The sequence below is a fragment of the Sagittula sp. P11 genome (assembly GCF_002814095.1).
In the GTDB taxonomy this organism is placed as follows: Bacteria; Pseudomonadota; Alphaproteobacteria; order Rhodobacterales; family Rhodobacteraceae; genus Sagittula.
In genome coordinates this window covers 1033527-1050601 of sequence record NZ_CP021913.1, presented here as the reverse complement: position 1 = coordinate 1050601, position 17075 = coordinate 1033527, and the positions used below count along the sequence as shown (strand labels likewise).

Genomic DNA, 17075 nt, shown 5'->3' with positions numbered 1-17075 from the left:
CGGCGCAGAGCCCCGCCCTGCGTGGCGGCTGCGCGGGCGGGGAGGTGTTGCGCCGTCCGGTCGCGGCGGTTTCAGCCGGCGCGGTCTTCCGTCGCTTCCAGCAGGAGGTTGGGCAGGTCGAGCGGTGCGTTGGTCATCAGGAGCGTGCCGTTGCCGCTGCGGGGCCAGTCCTCTGGCGCGCGGTCGCGGTAGATCTCGATCCCGTTGCCGTCGGGGTCGGAGAAATAGATCGCCTCGGAGACACCGTGGTCGGCGGCGCCCTCGATCTCCACCCCGTGGTCCAGGGCGCGGGCCAGCGCGTCGGCCAGGGCCGGGCGGTCTGGGAAGACGAAGGCGGTGTGATAGAGCCCGGGCGCGCGCGGATCGGCCCGGGGGCCGTCCTTCGAGTGCCAGGTGTTCAGGCCGATGTGGTGGTGGTAACCGCCGGCGGAGAGGAACGCAGCCTGCCGCCCGTAGGTCTGCATGACCTCCAGCCCCATCACGTCGCGGTAGAACGCGACGGAGCGGTCGAGGTCGGTGACCTTCAGGTGGACGTGGCCGATGCGGGTTTCGGGATGTGCGGGCATGGGACGCCTCCTTTGCATGACAGAGATATGGGCGGGCCGGGCCAGCCGTCTATCGCCGCCAGCGCGTGTTCCGCGTGCGCGGCTGCACAGGCGCTGCAGAGGAGGACGTACGGGCCCTGCGGGCCGGGCGGCGGGCGATGCGCGGCCTAGGGCAGTCGCGTAACGGGGCACTTGGGACGCACGGCGGCGCGCATCGGAAACCCGGCGACGCAAAAACGTGACCGAAGGTCGGCATTGATCCACGCCGCCCGGACTGCGCATGGTCTACAAGAGCCGGAAACGAGAGGAGGCGCGCGTGGCCGACAGGATCCGATTCACACTCGACGGCGAGGAAGTCGAAGCCGAAAAGGGCATGACCATCTGGGAGGTGGCGAACGGGCGCGGTCTGAAGATCCCGCACCTGTGCCACAAGCCTGCGCCGGGTTACCGCCCGGACGGCAACTGCCGCGCCTGCATGGTGGAGATCGAGGGCGAGCGCGTGCTGGCGGCCTCCTGCATCCGCGAACCCGAGGACGGCATGGTGGTCAAGAGCGCCTCTGCCCGGGCAAAGACCGCGCGCAGGATGGTCATGGAACTGCTGGTGGCCGACCAGCCGGAGCAGGCGGCGGCGCATGACAAGTCCTCTCACCTCTGGGACATGGCGGCCGAGCAGGGTGTCGCCGAAAGCCGCTTTCCGACGCTGGAAGCGGAGCGCATCCCGCTGCTCGACGACAGCCACGTGGCGATGTCCGTGAACCTCGACGCCTGCATCCAGTGCGGCCTGTGCGTGCGCGCCTGCCGCGAGGTGCAGGTCAACGACGTGATCGGCATGGCCGGGCGCGGGCACGATGCCTACCCGGTGTTCGACCTTGGCGACGACATGGGCGCCTCCACCTGCGTTGCCTGCGGCGAATGCGTGCAGGCCTGCCCGACCGGCGCGCTGATGCCGTCGTCGGTGGTGAACGACGCGCAGGAAGGCGACCGGGCCGATTTCGACAAGGAAACCAAGTCGGTCTGCCCGTTCTGCGGCGTCGGCTGCCAGGTCTCGATCAAGGTGAAGGACGGCAAGATCAAGTACGTCGAGGGCATCGACGGCCCCGCGAACGAGGGGCGGCTGTGTGTCAAGGGCCGCTTCGGGATGGACTACATCCACCACCCGCACCGGCTGACCAAACCCCTGATCCGGCGGGAAGACGCGCCCGAGAAGGGCCTGAACGTCGATCCGTCGAACCCCTGGACCCACTTCCGCGAGGCGACCTGGGAAGAGGCGCTGGACAAGGCCGCCCACGGGCTGGCCGACCTGCGGTCCTACTACGGCGGGCAGTCGGTGGCGGGCTTCGGCTCGGCCAAGTGCACCAACGAGGAGGCCTACCTCTTCCAGAAGTTCATCCGGCAGGGCTTCGGCCACAACAACGTCGACCACTGCACGCGGCTGTGCCACGCCTCCTCGGTGGCGGCGCTGATGGAGAACGTGGGTTCGGGCGCGGTGACCGCGACCTTCAACGAGATCGAGAACGCCGACGTGGCGATCGTCATCGGCTCCAACCCGACAGAGAACCACCCCGTTGCCGCGACCTACTTCAAGCAGTTCACCAAGCGCGGCGGCGAGCTGATCATCATGGACCCGCGCGGCACCGCGATGAAGCGCTTTGCCAAGCACATGGTGCAGTTCCGCCCCGGCACCGACGTGGCGCTGCTGAACGCGATCATGAACGTGATCGTCGAGGAAAAGCTCTATGACCGCCAGTACATAGAAGGCTTTACCGAGGGTTTCTTCGAATTCCGCGACCACATCCGCGCCTTCACGCCGGAGCGCATGTCGGAGCTTTGCGGGATCGCGCCGGAGGTGATCCGCGACGTGGCCCGGACCTTCGCCACGGCTCAGCGGGCGATGATCTTCTGGGGGATGGGCATCTCGCAGCACATCCACGGCACCGATAACTCGCGCTGCCTGATCTCGCTGGCGCTGCTCTGCGGTCACGTGGGCCGTCCGGGGACCGGGCTGCACCCGCTGCGCGGGCAGAACAATGTGCAGGGCGCGTCCGATGCGGGGCTCATCCCGCAGGTCATGCCGGACTACCAGTCGGTTGCCGATCCGGAGGTCCGGGCGCTGTTCAAGCATATCTGGCAGGGCACGGAAATCCAGGCCACGCCGGGACTTACGGTCGTCGAGATCATGGACCGCGTCTACCGCGGCGAGATCCGCGGCATGTACGTGCTGGGCGAGAACCCTGCGATGTCGGACCCGGACGTGGAACACGCGCGCAAGGCGCTGGCCAAGCTCGACCACCTCGTCGTGCAGGATATCTTCCTGACGGAGACGGCGAACTTCGCCGACGTGATCCTGCCCGCCGCGGCGATGCCAGAGAAGGACGGCACCGTCACCAACACCAACCGGCAGGTGCAGATGATGCGCAAGGCGGTGGAGGCCCCGGGCGAGGCGCGCGAGGACTGGAAGGTGATCGTCGACCTGGCGCGGCGCATCGGGCTGAAGTGGGATTACGACGACCCGCGCGAGGTCTTCAACGAGATGAAGATGTCGATGCGGTCGCTGCACCACATCACCTGGAAGCGGCTGGAGACCGAGAATTCAGTGACTTACCCCTGCAACGGCCCGGACGATCCGGGCCAGGCGGTGGTCTTCGGCGACGGCTTCCCGCGCCGGGCGGGCCGGGCGAAGTTCACGCCGGCACGTGTCACGCCCCCGGCGGAGGTCCCGGACGAGACCTTCCCGATGGTGCTGACCACGGGCCGGCAGCTGGAGCACTGGCACACCGGGTCGATGACCCGCCGCGCAACGGTGCTGGACGCGGTGGAGCCGGAGGCCAACTGCTCGCTGCACCCCTCCACCCTGCGGGAGTTGGGCGTGGAGCCGGGCGGGCTGGTGCGGCTGATCACCCGGCGCGGCTCGCTCGAGGTGATGGCCCGTGCCGACAGGTCGGTGGCGCGGGACATGGTGTTCCTGCCCTTCGCCTACGTGGAAGCCGCGGCCAACATCCTCACCAACCCCGCGCTCGACCCCTTCGGCAAGATCCCGGAGTTCAAGTACTCTGCCGTGCGGGTGGAAAAGGTCACCGACGGGGCGCTTGCCGCGGAGTGAGTGCGGTCCCGGGCGGTTTGCGCAACGGGGCCGCGACGCCGGTCCCCGGTTAACGGGGCGGGCCCCGGGTAAACGCAGCGCGCGCCACCGGATGTGCCCGGCGGCGCCGCGAGCACCACAACGGGTTACCGGAACGTTGATTGCCTGTGGCGCGTGTTAAGGGGCGAACCGGCCGGTTTGACCCCGATTCCCGGCCGGTTGGAAACCTTCGTTAACGCCGGCATGCGCCGAAGCGTTGCGCGGAAATCTTTTTCGTTAACGTCTGTGCCGGGACGGGGCCGGGCCCGGGCCGGGAGGGGGCCGCCGCGGCTGGCGGCGCCGGTTTCTCCCGGGCTGGCCGAAAGGCTGTGAGGATCGGCCGGGACGTGGCAGGATGGGCGCAGGAGGATGTGCCATGGATCCTGTGTCCCTCGGCTATTATGCGGCGGTCTGCGGGCTTCTGAGCCTTGCTGGGCCGCGACTGGGCCGGGCGCCGGCCCGGCTGATCGTCGGTGCGCTGGTCGGTGTCGTGGCGGTGGCGGTCCTGCCGTCATTCCGGGCGGCGCTGGGCCTGCCCTGAGAATTCTGCCGCGGCGCGGCACTTCCTGCGACGGAGCGGGCGGGCACCTGCGTGAAACCCTGAAACGGAAAAATATTCAGGGACATTCAGACATGGTTCGCACGGTTGTTTTCTGGGGACACCTGACGGCGGGGCTCGTTTCCGGGGTCTTCGTCCTGATGATGAGCGTGACCGGCGTCCTGCTGACGTACGAAAGCCAGATCGTGCACTGGGCCACGGCCCGCGCCATCGAGGTCCCGGCGGGGGCCGTGGCCTTGTCTCCTGAAGAGATCGTTGCCGCGACGGGCGCCGTGCCCGGCCAGTCGCTGGTCCTCCCGCGGGAGCCCGGCGGGCTGGTGGAACTGAGGCAGGGGCGGTCCTCCGTCGCGCTCGATCCCTACAGCGGTGCGGAACTGGACGGCGCGGGGGACGGCGTCGCGGCCTTCTTCCGTGGCGTGACGGCGCTGCACCGCTGGCTGTCGTTCAGCGGCCCGACGGAGGTCGGCGGCTGGCTGGTCGATGCGGCCAACCTGCTTTTCCTCGGGCTGGTGGTGTCGGGGTTATACCTGTGGTTGCCGAAGACGTGGAAGTGGCGGCGGGTGAAGATGAACCTGGTCTTCCGGCGCGGCCTGCCGAACGCGCAGGCGCGGGACTACAACTGGCACCATGTGCTGGGCTTCTGGGCGCTGGTGCCGCTGTTCGTGATCGTGCTGACCGGCGTCATCATGAGCTACGGCTGGGCCAACGCCGCGCTTTTCGCCGCGCTGGGCGAGGAGGTGCCGCAGGGCCGGGGCCGCGGGGCGGTGACGCAGGAATTCGCGGCGCGGAAGCTGTCGGGCGCGCCATTGGGCTATGCCGCCTTGCTGGACGCCGCGGGGGTGGCGCGGCCGGACTGGACGACGGCGGCGATCGTCCTGCCTGAGACGGGTGCTGGCGCGGTGCAGGTGACGCTGGACGGGGGCAACGGCGTGGCGCCGGCGCAGCGGTCGGAGCTGGTGCTGGACCGGGCCACGGGCGAGATCCTGTCCGAAGATGCCGTGACGGGCAGCGCGGGCACGCGGGCGCGGATGTGGGCGCGGTTCGCGCACACCGGGCAGTATTACGGCATCATCGGTCAGACGGTGGCGGGGCTCGCCTCGCTCGCCGCGATGGTGCTGGTCTGGACCGGCATGGCGCTGGGCCTGCGCCGGCTCCTGCGGATGCGGCGGCTGCGCCGCGCGGCGGTGTGAGGAGAAGATCTTTCGGACGAAAGATCTTTGGGGGTGAAGGCTTTTCTTCCGAAAAGCCTTCGCGGGTCCCGTGGCGGGCGGCGGTCAGGACCAGGTGACGTCGCCGAGGAAGATGTAGCCCGCACCGTAGATCGTCTTGATCAGGCGCGGGTTCTTCGGGTCCTCGCCGAGCTTGGTCCGGAGCCGCGAGATGCGCACATCCATCGCCCGGTCGAAGCTGTCACCCGCCGTGCCGCCCAGCGCTTCCTGCATGTGGGCGCGGGTGATCAGCCGCTTGGGGCTTTCGAGGAAGAGCCTGAGCACCTCGCCCTCGGCCTGGCTGAAGGGCGTCTCCACCCCGTCCTTTTCCAGCGCGTAGTGGTCGAAGTGTGCCGTCCAGTCGCCGAAGCGGGCGGAGGTCTGCGCGGGCCGGGGCGGGGTGCGCAGGCGGGCGCGGACGCGGGCCACGACCTCGGCGGGATCGAAGGGCTTGGTCACGTAGTCGTCGGCGCCGAGTTCCAGCCCGGTCACCCGGTCCTGGACCTGCGCGCGGCCCGAGATGATGATGACCTTGGCCCCCTGTTCCAGCGCCAGCCGGTGCACCAGCGTCAGCCCGTCGCGGTCCGGCAGGGACAGGTCGACGAGGCAGACGGCGGGGGTGACGGAGCGCAGCGCCGCCTCGAACTCCGTCGCGCGGGAGAAGGCGCGGGTGCGGTAGCCCGCGTCCTGCAGCGCCTCCGTCAGGATGTCGCGGATGGCGGGTTCGTCGTCGAGGATCGTCACGAGGGGGGCGTCGGTCATGGCGTCCTTTCGCCGTCCCGGAGGGCGTTGGCAAGGGTTTCGGGGGTGAAGGGCTTGGCGATGACCGGCGCGCGGGCGCGGGCGGCGCGGTGGCGCGGGTCGCCGGGCGGCAGCGAGGTCATCAGGCGCAGCGGGATCTGCGGCAGGTGGTCGGCCAGCGTGTGGCCGGGTTCGCTGCCTTCGAGCGTGATGTCCGACAGGATCAGCGCGACCTCCAGCGTTTCGGCCAGCGCCAGCGCCTCGGGGACGGAGCTGGCCTCGGCCACGGCGTAGCCCAGCCCGGTCAGCATGTCGCGGATGGGGGCGCGCAGGTCGGGGCTGTCCTCGACCAGCAGCACGAGGCCTGAGGCGGGCAGGCTGAGCGCGTGGCGCAGCGGCAGGCGCAGGGTGACGCGGGCGCCGGTTGCCCCGTTCGAGAGCCGCAGCGCGCCGCCCGCCAGCTTGGTCATGTCGTAGACCATGGCGAGGCCAAGGCCGGAGCCTTCGCCGCCCTTGGTGGTGAAGAAGGGTGCTGTGCCGTGGGCCAGCGCGTCGGGCGAGAAGCCGGGGCCGGTGTCGGTCACGGCGATCTCGAGCCATGTGCCCTGCAGTTCGTGGGCGGCGATGGTGATCTGCGCTTCGGCCCGCCCGGCGCAGGCGTCCCTGGCGTTCAGCACGAGATTCAGGAGCGCGTCCTGCAGGAGGCCGGGATCGGCCATGAGGGGGGCCGTGGTGTTGTCCTCCATCGTCAGGGTCAGGCCTTCGGGCAGGGTCGGCGCCGCGAGGTTGGCGAGGTCGTCGAGGAAAGGGGCGAGGCGCATCGGCTTCGGCTGCCAGGTGCGCGGGCTGGTGATGTCGGCGATGCGTTCCAGCAGGGTGCCGCCGCGCCGCGCCGCCTGCAGCGTGGCGGTGACGCAGGCGGGGGCTTCGCCCGGCAGGTCGAGGCGGGCCAGTTTCGCCTGCTGGCCGAGGATGATCGTCAGGAGGTTGGAGAAGTCGTGCGCGAGCCCGGAGGTGAGCTGCGCCGCGATCTCGCGCCGGCGGGTCTGCTGGAGCGCGGCGCGGGCCTGCGTTTCCTCGGTCACGTCCTGCGAGAGGATGTAGACGCCCGGTTCCAGCGGGTCGGGGGTGAAGGCGGCGCGGATCCGGCGGGAGGACGCCTCGTCGCTGAACTCGAAGGTCGAGGCGCGCCCGGCGAAGGCGGCGTCGAGATGCGGCTGCACGCGGGCGTAGGCCTCCGGCCCCAGCGTGTCGGAGATGTGCAGCCCGACGATCGACGCGGGCCGTCCGGGCATCACGTCGGCCAGCCGGTTGTTGGAGAAGGTGTAGCGCCCGGTGGCGTCGACGCGGGCGATGTGGGCGGGCATCATCTCGGTCGTGGTGCGGGTGCGGGCCTCGGTCTCCATCAGCTGGCGGCGGGTTTCCTCGAGTGCGGTGATGGTGGCGGCAAGCTGGCGGTTGGTGCGGGCGAGTTCCTCGGACCGCTGCAGCACCTCCTCGGACAGCGATTCCGAGCGGCTGCGGAGCAGTTCCTCCTGCTGCCTTATCGCGGTGATGTCGGTGTAGACGGTGACCCAGCCGCCCTGCGGCAGGGGCGCGCCCTCGACCGCGATGGTGCGGCCGTTGGCGCGCTGGCGTTCCATGTAATGCGGCTCGAACGTGCGGGCGAGCGAGACGCGGGCGTCGATGAAGGTGTCGAGGTCGTCGATGGGGCCGTATTCGCCGGTGGTGGCGAGGTGGCGGATGACCGCCTCGAAGGTGGTGCCGGGGGCGCAGAGCGTGTCGGGCAGGTCGAACATCGCCTGCATGGGGCGGTTGACCAGCACGAGGCGCAGGTCGCGGTCGAAGATCGACAGGGCCTGCTGGATCAGGTTCAGCCCGGCGAGGGTGAAGGCGGCGGTGTCGGCGCGTGTGGTCATGGCGGGAGCCTAGTCGCGGGCGGGCGCCGGGTCGATAGGGGTCGGGGGCGCGGGGGCCGGTGCCTGATGCGTGCCTGATGCGGGCCGGTGTGCCGGTCCGGGGCGGGCGTACCTCTTTCTTCGAAACTCGGTCCGCCCACCCCTGCCATCCCTTCCGGGCGCCTTCCCGGCCTCCCCGAATGTGGCCCTGAAAGGATTTGTTACATTCTGGAAAACCTCAGGAAAAAGTTGACCGCGAGCCTGAGAGCCGCCCTAATTGGCCGCAGAATCGTGATGAACGCGATCGGGGTCCCGAAAGGGGCAAGACAAGGGAGGGGTGCCGGAACGGGCGCCCGGGGAGGACACACTTGGCTGCACTCGTCGAGGGCATCGAAGGCCTGCGCTCTGTGCCTGCGCTTCTGCGCAGGAACGCCAGAGAGTTTGCCGGCGCACCGGCTTACCGTGAAAAGGAATACGGGATCTGGCAGAGCTGGACCTGGGCGGAAGCCGAGGCCGAGATCGAGGCCTTTGCGCTGGGGCTGCTGAACCTCGGGGTGGCGCCGGGCGATTACGTGGCGGTCATCGGGCGCAACCGGCCGACGCTCTACTGGGCGATGGTGGCGGCGCAGATGTGCGGCGCGGTGCCGGTGCCGCTGTATCAGGACGCGGTCGCGGAAGAGATGGAATACGTGCTGTCGCACTGCGGCGCGCGCTTTGTCGTGGTCGCCGACCAGGAGCAGGTGGACAAGGTGATCGAGGTGCAGGAGAGCCTGCACCAGTTCGAGCACATGATCTACGTCGACCCGCGCGGGTTGCGGAAATACGACCACACACGGCTGCACGACTATGCCCACGTCCAGGAGCAGGGCCGCGCGGCGCGCGACGAGCTGATCGGCGAGCTGGACCGGCGGCGCGGCGCGCTGGGCTACGACGACACCTGCGTGATGCTCTATACTTCCGGGACGACGGGCAAGCCGAAGGGCGTGGTGCTGTCGAACCGCAACATCATCGAGGCGGCGAAGTCCTCGGCGGAGTTCGACCACCTCAAGCGCGACGACGAGGTGCTGGCCTACCTGCCCATGGCCTGGGTCGGCGACTTCATCTTTTCCATCGGGCAGGCCTACTGGAAGGGCTTCTGCGTGAACTGCCCGGAAAGCGCGGAGACGCTGCAGACCGACCTGAAGGAGATCGGGCCGACCTACTATTTCGCCCCGCCGCGGGTGTTCGAGACGCTGCTGACCCGGATCATGATCCGGATGGAGGACGCGAGCCCGCTGAAGAAGCGGATGTTCGACCACTACATGGCCCATGCCCGAAAGGTCGGGCCGCGCATCCTCGACGGGAAGTCCGTGGGACTGCTGGACCGGCTGCGCTACCGGGTGGGGGAGTTCCTGGTCTACGGGCCGCTGAAGGATTCCATGGGCTTCTCGAAGGTGCGGGTGGGCTATACCGCGGGCGAGGCCATCGGGCCGGAGATCTTCGATTTCTACCGCTCGCTCGGGATCAACCTGAAGCAGCTTTACGGGCAGACGGAGGCCTCGGTCTTCATCACCGTGCAGCCGGACGGCGAGGTGCGGTCGGACACCGTGGGCGTGCCCGCGCCGGGGGTGGAGATCCGCATCGCCGAGAACGGCGAGGTCTTCTACCGCTCGCCGGGGACCTTCGTGGAGTATTACAAGAACCCCGAGAGCACCGCCTCGACCAAGGACCCGGAGGGCTGGGTGGCGACGGGGGATGCCGGGTTCTTCGAGGAGGCGACGGGCCACCTGCGGATCATCGACCGGGCGAAGGACGTGGGGCAGATGGCGTCGGGCGCGCTCTTCGCGCCGAAATACGTCGAGAACAAGCTGAAGTTCTATCCCAACATCCTGGAGGCCGTGGTCTTCGGGGCGGGCCGCGACCGCTGCTGCGCCTTCATCAACATCGACCTCTCGGCGGTGGGCAACTGGGCGGAGCGCAACAACATCGCCTATGCGTCCTACCAGGAACTGGCGCAGCACCCGCAGGTCATCGAGACGGTGCGCGCCCATGTCGAGGAGGTGAACGCCTCCGTCGCGGAGGACGAGATGCTGTCGGCCTGCCAGATCCACCGCTTCCTGATCCTGCACAAGGAGCTGGACGCCGACGACGGCGAGATGACGCGGACCCGGAAGGTGAAGCGCAAGATCATCTCGGAGAAATACGACGACCTGGTGACCGCATTGTACGACGGATCGGACAGCATCTACACCGAGACCGAGGTGACCTACGAGGACGGCCGCAAGGGCAGCATCAAGGCGACGCTGAAGATCGTCGACGCGAAGGTGGTGCCGGTCACCCCCAAGGCGATGGCGGCGGAATGACGGGTTCGCTGGAGTTCCTTCCCGGTGCCGTGACCTCGCTGGTGGCGCTCGGACTGGCGGGGCCGTCGCAGGCGGCGCTGGCCGACGACTGGCAGGCGGCGGCGCAGGGCTGCCTGTCGGCGGTGCACGACGCGGAGGGGTTTGCCGAGGGCGGCGACACGCGCGGTGCGGTCCTGAGCACACGCGGCACGCGCGCCCTGGGCGGGACGCTTGCGGCGCGGTCCTGCGAGGTGACGGTGACGCGCCATGCCACGACGGGCGAGTTGGCGGAGATCACCGGGCGCTTCGCCGACCTGCTGCCGGTGCTGCAGGAGGCGGGCTACGTCATCGCGCCGCAGCGGAGGATCCGCCCGGAGCCGGGCGTGCTGATGACCGAGCTTTCGCTTGAAGGAAACGCCCGGGGCTGCGGGATGCGGGTCAGCTTCATGGCGGCCGCCGGGACCGGGACGGTGCTGTTCGCGGTGGATGAAACGGGCGACGCGCCCTGTGGAAACGGGGGCAACTGATGCTCGATCAGACCGAAGGCTACACAACCGCGGACGGGCGGCAGATCGGCGGGACGCTGATGGAGATGAAGAACATCACGCTGAAGTTCGGCGGGGTGACGGCGATCTCGGACATTTCCTTCGACATCCGCGAGGGCGAGATCCGGGCGATCATCGGGCCGAACGGCGCGGGCAAGTCGTCGATGCTCAACATCATCTCGGGGTTCTACACGCCGACCATCGGCGAGGTCTGGTACAAGGGCGCGAAGCGGCCCCCCATGAAGCCCTACGAGGTGGCGCGGATGGGCGTGGCGCGGACCTTCCAGAACATCGCGCTCTTCGAGGGGATGAGCGTGCTCGACAACGTGATGACCGGGCGGCTGACGCACATGAAGGCCGGGATCGCCGCGCAGGCGCTGTGGTGGGGCAAGGCCCGCGACGAGGAGATGGCCAACCGCGAGGTGGTGGAGAAGGTCATCGACTTCCTCGAGATCCAGGCGATCCGCAAGACGCCGGTGGGGCGGCTGCCCTACGGCCTGAAGAAGCGGGTGGAGCTGGCGCGCGCGCTGGCCGCGGAGCCCTCGATCCTGCTGCTCGACGAGCCGATGGCGGGCATGAACGTCGAGGAGAAGGAGGACATGAGCCGCTTCATCCTCGACGTGAACGACGAGTTCGGCACGACCATCGCGCTGATCGAGCACGACATGGGCGTGGTCATGGACCTGAGCGACCGGGTGGTGGTGATGGATTACGGCAAGAAGATCGGCGACGGCAGCCCGGACGAGGTGCGCGGCAACCAGGACGTCATCGACGCCTACCTGGGCGTGGCGCACTGATGCGGGCGGCGGCAACGGAGGGTCCGCGCGCGGTGCGCGCGGACGGGGGGAGGGGCGCTGCCCCTCTGCGCTGGCGCGCATTCACCCCGGAGTACTTGGAAAGCAGAGAAGCCCTATGGGCGCAGGGGGAAGGTTCATGCTGAACGATATTTTCATCAAGCCGTTCGCGGACATGATCGACGCGCCGGACTTCCTGTTGCAGGTGCTCTGGGAGGGGCTGGTGTCGGGGGTGCTTTACGCGCTGATCGCGCTGGGCTTCGTGCTGATCTTCCGGTCGTCGCGGATCTTCAACTTCGCGCAGGGCATCATGGTGGTCTTTGCGGCGCTGACGCTGGTGGGTCTGCATGCCTTCGGGGTGCCGGCGTGGATCGCGGTGGCGCTGACGCTGGGTGTGATGTTCGTCCTCGCCGTGACCATCGAGCGGGTGGTGCTGCGGCCGCTGGTCGGGCAGCCGGACATCATCCTCTTCATGGCGACGATCGGCATCACGCTGTTCCTGATCGGCTTTGGCGAGATCATCTTCGGCGGCGAGAACAAGGTGATGATCACCGAGGAGCTGAGCATTCCCACCGGCGACACGGTGCTGGAGCCCTGGGGCGGGCTGCTGATCCTGCAGCATCTGGACATCACGGTGGTGCTGGTGGCCTGCACGCTGGTGGCGGCGCTGCTGGCGTTCCTCAACTACACGCGGATGGGCCGGGCGATCCGGGCGCTGGGCGACGACCACCAGGCGGCGCTGTCGGTGGGCATCTCGCTGCAGACGGTCTGGGTGCTGGTGTGGTTCATCGCGGGGATCATCGCGCTGGTCACGGGCATCGCCTGGGGGGCGCGGGCGGGGGTCAGCTTTGCGCTGGAGGTGATCGCCTACAAGGCGCTGCCGGTGCTGATGCTGGGCGGGCTCGAGTCGATCACCGGGGCGATCATCGGCGGGCTGATGATCGGCCTGCTGGAGAAGCTGTTCGAGATCTACTGGGGCCAGCCGCTGCTGGGCGGCAATACCGAGACGTGGTTCGCCTTCGTGCTGGCGCTGATCGTGCTGCTGTTCCGGCCGCAGGGGCTGTTCGGCGAGCGGATCATCGAGCGGGTCTAGCGGGCCTGCGGCGAGAGAGGGCCTGCGGCGTTCACGGTTGCCGCGGGCGGTCCCGGACGGGCGGGGCGTGACGAGTGGATTGGCGGGCGGGCCGCGCGGTGCGGCGGGTGTCCGGGAGGTGGACGGCATGACGAAACTGATCGCGGTTCTCAACGTGGTGGCCTGGGCGGGGTTTTGGTCTTTTGGCTATCTGGCGCTGACGACGCCGGTGGAGCAGGGTGGACGCATGGTCGTTGCGCTGCTGCTGGCAGCCTTCGGGGCGGCACTGGGGATCTGGGCGTGGTTCCGGATCGTGCGGCACACCGAGGCGACCGGCTATGCGCGACCGGCCAGCAGCCGGGCGCGTCACGATGCAGACGAAGGACTGGATGCCTGATGGCCACACAGAAGACCCCCGCCGGGACGGACAGGACGCGCGCTCCGAAGACCGCCCAGAAGACTGCCCGGAAGACCGCCCAGAAGACCGGCGCACCGCAACGGGACCGCACGTCGCGCGCACGGTCGCCGGCCAGCGAGGAGGCCGCAGACATCGCCCGCGCGGCGAACGGGCTGAGCGAATATTACGACACGCAGCACGAGGCGGTGCAGGGCGTGATGAAGGCGCAGATGGACGTCATGAACACCATGATGTCGGCGTCGATGAATGCCACCACGACGTCGCTGAAGGCCATGGCGGCCTTCTGGGCGTCGGCCATCCCGGGCGCACGGCGGCGCGGGAACGACTGAAACGTGAAAGCGCCCGGGGACCGGCGGCAAGACCGGTCCGGGCGATGAAGAGGGAGGACCGCGGATGCTCTATCGCACCGCCGGACAGTTCAAGACGACATACGAGGCGGACCAGGCGCTGTTCCCGGTCCGGCAGGACGCGATCCTGCTGGGGGTGATCCTGCTGTGCGCCTGGGTGATCTTTCCGCTGACGGCGAGCGAGTTCGCCTTCCAGACGCTGCTGATCCCGGTGCTGATCTATTCGCTGGCGGCACTCGGGCTGAACATCCTGACGGGCTATGCCGGGCAGCTCTCGCTGGGCACCGCGGCCTTCATGGGGGTCGGCGCCTATGCCTGCTACAAGCTGATCACGCTCATGCCGTGGATGAACCCGGTGATCGCGATCCTCTTGTCGGGGGTGTTCTCGGCCGGGGTGGGGGTGGCCTTCGGCATCCCCAGCCTGCGGATCAAGGGGTTCTACCTCGCCATCGCGACGCTGGCGGCGCAGTTCTTCCTCGTGTGGCTCTTCGAGAAGTGGGCCTGGCTTTACAACTACAACGCAAGCGGCGCGATCCAGGTGCCGAACCTCGAGATGTTCGGGGTCTACGTGGCGGGGCCGCAGGCCAGCAGCATCGTGCAGTATTACGTGGTGCTGTTCATCGTCTGCCTGCTGACGATGCTCTGCATCAACCTGACGCGCGGCACGCTGGGGCGGACGTGGAAGGCGACGCGGGACATGGACATCGCGGCCGAGCTGATCGGCATCAACCTGATGCGCTCGAAGCTGACGGCCTTCGCGATCTCGTCCTACATCGTGGGCGTGGCGGGGGCGCTGTTCGTCTTCATGTGGCGCGGCGCGGCGGAGCCGAACCTCTTCGACATCCCGCTGTCGTTCCGCATCCTGTTCATCGCGATCATCGGCGGGCTGGGGTCGATCATGGGCAACTACCTGGGCGCGATCCTGATCGTGGGCCTGCCGGTGGTGCTGAACCTGCTGCCGAACGCGCTGGGGATTTCCATCGACAGCGCGCTGGTGGAGCACCTCAACATCATGATCGTGGGGAGCCTGATCGTGTTCTTCCTGATCGTGGAGCCGCACGGGCTGGCGCAGCTGTGGCGGCTGATCCGCGAGAAGATGATCCTCTGGCCGTTCCCGCACTGACGGGGCGCGGCCGGTGACGCGCGTGCGGGGGCAGGATCTGCGCCCTGCGCGGGGTCCCGCGAAGGGTGGGCCCGAAAGACGACGCAAGAAACGAAGTGACAGATTTCAGGGAGGAGAACCAATGAAACACTTCACGAAACTGGCGGTGGCCGCGGTCGTCGCGGGTGTCACCGCAGGCGCTGCCATGGCGCAGGAACTGTACACCCCGAACCTCAGCTACCGGACCGGCCCCTTTGCCGCGACGGGCATTCCGCTGATGAACGGTCAGGCCGACTACATGACCATGCTCAACGAGCGGGACGGCGGCATCGGCGGCGCGAAGATCAACTTCGAGGAATGCGAGACCGGCTATTCCACCGAGAAGGGCGTCGAGTGCTACGAGAAGACCAAGGGGCAGGCCATCGTGACCCAGCCGTGGTCCACCGGCATCACCCTGCAGGTGCTGCCGAAGACCAACGTGGACGAGATCCCGATCCTCGCCTCGGGCTACGGCTTCAGCCCGATGATGGACGGCGCGACCTTCCAGTGGGCGTTCAACACGCCTGCCGGTTACTGGGACGGCGCCGACATGATCATCCAGTACCTCGAAAGCCAGGGGTCGCTGGAGGGCAAGAAGATCGTGCACCTGCACCTCGACCACCCGTTCGGCAAGGAGCCTCTGCCGGTGCTCGAGAAACTGGCCGAGGAAAAGGGGTTCGAGCTGGTGCCGATCCCGGTCGGCCTGAAGGAGATGCAGAACCAGTCCGCGCAGTGGCTTCAGATCCGCCGCGAGCGCCCGGATTACGTCATCATGTGGGGCTGGGGTGCGATGAACGCCGGGGCCATCACCGAGGCGGTGAAGACCAAGTTCCCGATGGAGAACTTCATCGGCGTCTGGTGGGCCGGGCATGACGCCGACCTCAAGATCGTCGGCGAGGACGGCAAGGGCTACAAGTCGATCTCGTGGTCGTTCCCGAACGCCGATGCGCCGGTGATCGCGGACATCAAGAAGCACGTGGTCGACGCCGGTCTGACGAAGTCGAACCCGGAAGAGATGGAAGGCGTGTTCTACAACCGCGGCATCATCATCTCGGCCATCCTCGCGGAGGGCATCCGCATGGCGCAGGAGGAATACGGCACGGCAGAGATCGACGCGGCGCAGCTGCGCTGGGGTCTCGAGAACATCGACATGACCGAGGCGCGCATCGACGAGCTGGGCCTGACCGGCATGGTGCCGCCGTTCAAGACCTCCTGCGACGACCACACCGGCAAGTCCGGCGGCTGGATGCTGGAGTGGGACGGCGAGAAGTTCGTGAAGGCGTCCGACCACCTGGTGCCGAACACCGAAGGCTATGCCGACCTGATCGCGTCGTCGGCGGCGGAATACGCCGAGGCCAACCAGCCCTGGCCGGTGAACGAGACCTGCGGCGGCTGACGGCCTTCGCGTGATGATACGTCCGGCGGCGGCGCAGGCCGCTGCCGCCGGACATCCAAGGGATTTTCACAGAGACGAGGCAGCGGTCCGGGCAAGGGTCCGGCGGGCTGCGAGAGGAACGCCATGCTGGACGCCGGGAAGACCGAGACCCTGCTTGAGGTCAACAACATCGAGGTGATCTACAACCACGTGATCCTCGTGCTGAAGGGCGTGTCGCTGACGGTCCGGAAGGGCGGGATCACCGCGCTTCTCGGCGGCAACGGCGCGGGCAAGACCACGACGCTGAAGGCGATCTCCAACCTGCTGCATTCGGAGCGCGGCGAGGTCACCAAGGGCTCCATCGTCTACAAGGGCGAGCGGGTGCAGGACCTCGACCCGGCGGCACTGGTGAAGCGGGGCGTCATCCAGGTGATGGAGGGGCGGCACTGCTTCGAACACCTGACGGTCGAGGAGAACCTGTTGACCGGCGCCTACACGCGGCGCGACGGCAAGGGCGCCATCGAGGCGGACCTCGACATGGTCTACGAGTATTTCCCGCGGCTGAAGGAGCGGCGGAAGAGCCAGGCGGGCTATACCTCGGGCGGGGAGCAGCAGATGACGGCGATTGGCCGCGCGCTGATGAGCCGCCCGGAGACGATCCTGCTGGACGAGCCTTCGATGGGTCTGGCGCCGCAGCTTGTGGAGCAGATCTTCGAGATCGTGAAGGCTGTGAACGAGGGGGAGGGCGTGTCTTTCCTTTTGGCGGAGCAGAACACCAACGTCGCCCTGCGCTATGCGCATTCGGGATACATTCTCGAAAACGGGAGGGTTGTGATGGAAGGCCCGGCCAGCGAGCTGCGCGAGAACCCGGACGTGAAGGAGTTCTACCTCGGCATGTCGGACGAGGGCCGGAAATCGTTCCGCGACGTGCGTTCCTACCGGCGCCGCAAACGCTGGCTGGCCTGAGGGGCGTGCGATGAAGACCTGTCCCGA

General features: G+C 68.2%; 15 protein-coding genes. 12 read left to right on the top strand and 3 right to left on the bottom strand.

Translation table 11 applies throughout. The annotated features are described in order from the left end of the window. Positions 1–71 precede the first annotated feature (71 nt). Entirely contained in the window at positions 72–566 is a 495-nt protein-coding gene (locus tag CDO87_RS05120; RefSeq protein ID WP_100927775.1) for a VOC family protein, read from the bottom strand. A gap of 295 nt (positions 567–861) precedes the next feature. Here CDO87_RS05120 and fdhF point away from each other — a divergent pair, with 295 nt between their 5' ends. The 3 genes from fdhF (at position 862) to CDO87_RS05105 (ending at position 5412) form a co-directional block, all read left to right on the top strand. Further along, complete coding sequence (gene fdhF, locus CDO87_RS05115; protein WP_100930843.1) at positions 862–3645, top strand: formate dehydrogenase subunit alpha; 2784 nt, start codon at positions 862–864, stop codon at positions 3643–3645. Between the two features lie 394 nt (positions 3646–4039). After that, a complete protein-coding gene (locus tag CDO87_RS05110; RefSeq protein WP_254698340.1) occupies positions 4040–4204 on the top strand; it encodes a hypothetical protein in 165 nt (54 codons plus the stop codon). 92 nt (positions 4205–4296) lie between these two features. Then, entirely contained in the window at positions 4297–5412 is a 1116-nt protein-coding gene (locus CDO87_RS05105; RefSeq protein ID WP_100927773.1) for a PepSY domain-containing protein, read from the top strand. An 84-nt stretch (positions 5413–5496) separates the two neighbouring features. On the opposite strand, the gene CDO87_RS05100 is transcribed toward CDO87_RS05105, so the two are convergent. Together CDO87_RS05100 and CDO87_RS05095 are read right to left on the bottom strand one after the other, a co-directional pair. After that, on the bottom strand, positions 5497–6192 hold the full coding sequence (locus CDO87_RS05100; RefSeq protein WP_100927772.1) for a response regulator transcription factor: 696 nt from the start codon (positions 6190–6192) through the stop codon (positions 5497–5499). Then, positions 6189–8090 (bottom strand): PAS-domain containing protein, encoded by a 1902-nt coding sequence (locus CDO87_RS05095; RefSeq protein ID WP_100927771.1) that lies wholly within the window; start codon positions 8088–8090, stop codon positions 6189–6191. Before CDO87_RS05095 ends, CDO87_RS05100 begins: the two co-directional genes overlap by 4 nt. 347 nt (positions 8091–8437) lie before the next feature. Here CDO87_RS05095 and CDO87_RS05090 point away from each other — a divergent pair, with 347 nt between their 5' ends. The 9 genes from CDO87_RS05090 (at position 8438) to CDO87_RS05050 (ending at position 17048) form a co-directional block, all read left to right on the top strand. After that, entirely contained in the window at positions 8438–10411 is a 1974-nt protein-coding gene (locus CDO87_RS05090) for an AMP-binding protein (RefSeq protein WP_198521821.1), read from the top strand. Further along, a complete protein-coding gene (locus CDO87_RS05085) occupies positions 10408–10917 on the top strand; it encodes a hypothetical protein (RefSeq protein WP_100927770.1) in 510 nt (169 codons plus the stop codon). The genes CDO87_RS05090 and CDO87_RS05085 overlap by 4 nt, the downstream gene beginning before the upstream one ends. Continuing rightward, entirely contained in the window at positions 10917–11732 is an 816-nt protein-coding gene (locus CDO87_RS05080) for an ABC transporter ATP-binding protein (protein ID WP_100927769.1), read from the top strand. Before CDO87_RS05085 ends, CDO87_RS05080 begins: the two co-directional genes overlap by 1 nt. A gap of 136 nt (positions 11733–11868) precedes the next feature. Then, on the top strand, positions 11869–12822 hold the full coding sequence (locus CDO87_RS05075) for a branched-chain amino acid ABC transporter permease (RefSeq protein WP_100927768.1): 954 nt from the start codon (positions 11869–11871) through the stop codon (positions 12820–12822). A 127-nt stretch (positions 12823–12949) separates the two neighbouring features. Further along, positions 12950–13198 carry a hypothetical protein gene (locus CDO87_RS05070; RefSeq protein WP_100930841.1) on the top strand — a complete coding sequence of 83 codons (249 nt, stop codon included), beginning with the start codon at positions 12950–12952 and terminating at the stop codon, positions 13196–13198. Next, the gene (locus tag CDO87_RS05065; RefSeq protein WP_100927767.1) at positions 13198–13548 is read left to right on the top strand and encodes a hypothetical protein; all 351 of its coding nucleotides are present in this window, start codon (positions 13198–13200) and stop codon (positions 13546–13548) included. Before CDO87_RS05070 ends, CDO87_RS05065 begins: the two co-directional genes overlap by 1 nt. 64 nt (positions 13549–13612) lie before the next feature. Continuing rightward, on the top strand, positions 13613–14689 hold the full coding sequence (locus CDO87_RS05060; RefSeq protein WP_100927766.1) for a branched-chain amino acid ABC transporter permease: 1077 nt from the start codon (positions 13613–13615) through the stop codon (positions 14687–14689). A 121-nt stretch (positions 14690–14810) separates the two neighbouring features. Next, positions 14811–16103: an ABC transporter substrate-binding protein gene (locus CDO87_RS05055; RefSeq protein WP_100927765.1), complete on the top strand. Its 1293-nt coding sequence runs from the start codon at positions 14811–14813 to the stop codon at positions 16101–16103. Positions 16104–16226: 123 nt separating this feature from the next. Continuing rightward, the gene (locus tag CDO87_RS05050; protein WP_100927764.1) at positions 16227–17048 is read left to right on the top strand and encodes an ABC transporter ATP-binding protein; all 822 of its coding nucleotides are present in this window, start codon (positions 16227–16229) and stop codon (positions 17046–17048) included. Positions 17049–17075: the final 27 nt, after the last annotated feature.

What these genes read in the sequence shown, in the direction of transcription:
- CDO87_RS05075 (WP_100927768.1), top strand. Translation starts at nt 11,869, where the DNA reads ATGCTGAACGATATTTTCATCAAGCCGTTCGCGGACATGATCGACGCG.
- CDO87_RS05070 (WP_100930841.1), top strand. Translation starts at nt 12,950, where the DNA reads ATGACGAAACTGATCGCGGTTCTCAACGTGGTGGCCTGGGCGGGGTTT.
- CDO87_RS05095 (WP_100927771.1), bottom strand. Translation starts at nt 8,090, where the DNA reads ATGACCACACGCGCCGACACCGCCGCCTTCACCCTCGCCGGGCTGAAC.
- CDO87_RS05120 (WP_100927775.1), bottom strand. Translation starts at nt 566, where the DNA reads ATGCCCGCACATCCCGAAACCCGCATCGGCCACGTCCACCTGAAGGTC.
- CDO87_RS05055 (WP_100927765.1), top strand. Translation starts at nt 14,811, where the DNA reads ATGAAACACTTCACGAAACTGGCGGTGGCCGCGGTCGTCGCGGGTGTC.
- CDO87_RS05085 (WP_100927770.1), top strand. Translation starts at nt 10,408, where the DNA reads ATGACGGGTTCGCTGGAGTTCCTTCCCGGTGCCGTGACCTCGCTGGTG.
- CDO87_RS05105 (WP_100927773.1), top strand. Translation starts at nt 4,297, where the DNA reads ATGGTTCGCACGGTTGTTTTCTGGGGACACCTGACGGCGGGGCTCGTT.
- CDO87_RS05110 (WP_254698340.1), top strand. Translation starts at nt 4,040, where the DNA reads ATGGATCCTGTGTCCCTCGGCTATTATGCGGCGGTCTGCGGGCTTCTG.
- CDO87_RS05100 (WP_100927772.1), bottom strand. Translation starts at nt 6,192, where the DNA reads ATGACCGACGCCCCCCTCGTGACGATCCTCGACGACGAACCCGCCATC.
- CDO87_RS05060 (WP_100927766.1), top strand. Translation starts at nt 13,613, where the DNA reads ATGCTCTATCGCACCGCCGGACAGTTCAAGACGACATACGAGGCGGAC.
- CDO87_RS05080 (WP_100927769.1), top strand. Translation starts at nt 10,917, where the DNA reads ATGCTCGATCAGACCGAAGGCTACACAACCGCGGACGGGCGGCAGATC.
- CDO87_RS05065 (WP_100927767.1), top strand. Translation starts at nt 13,198, where the DNA reads ATGGCCACACAGAAGACCCCCGCCGGGACGGACAGGACGCGCGCTCCG.
- CDO87_RS05050 (WP_100927764.1), top strand. Translation starts at nt 16,227, where the DNA reads ATGCTGGACGCCGGGAAGACCGAGACCCTGCTTGAGGTCAACAACATC.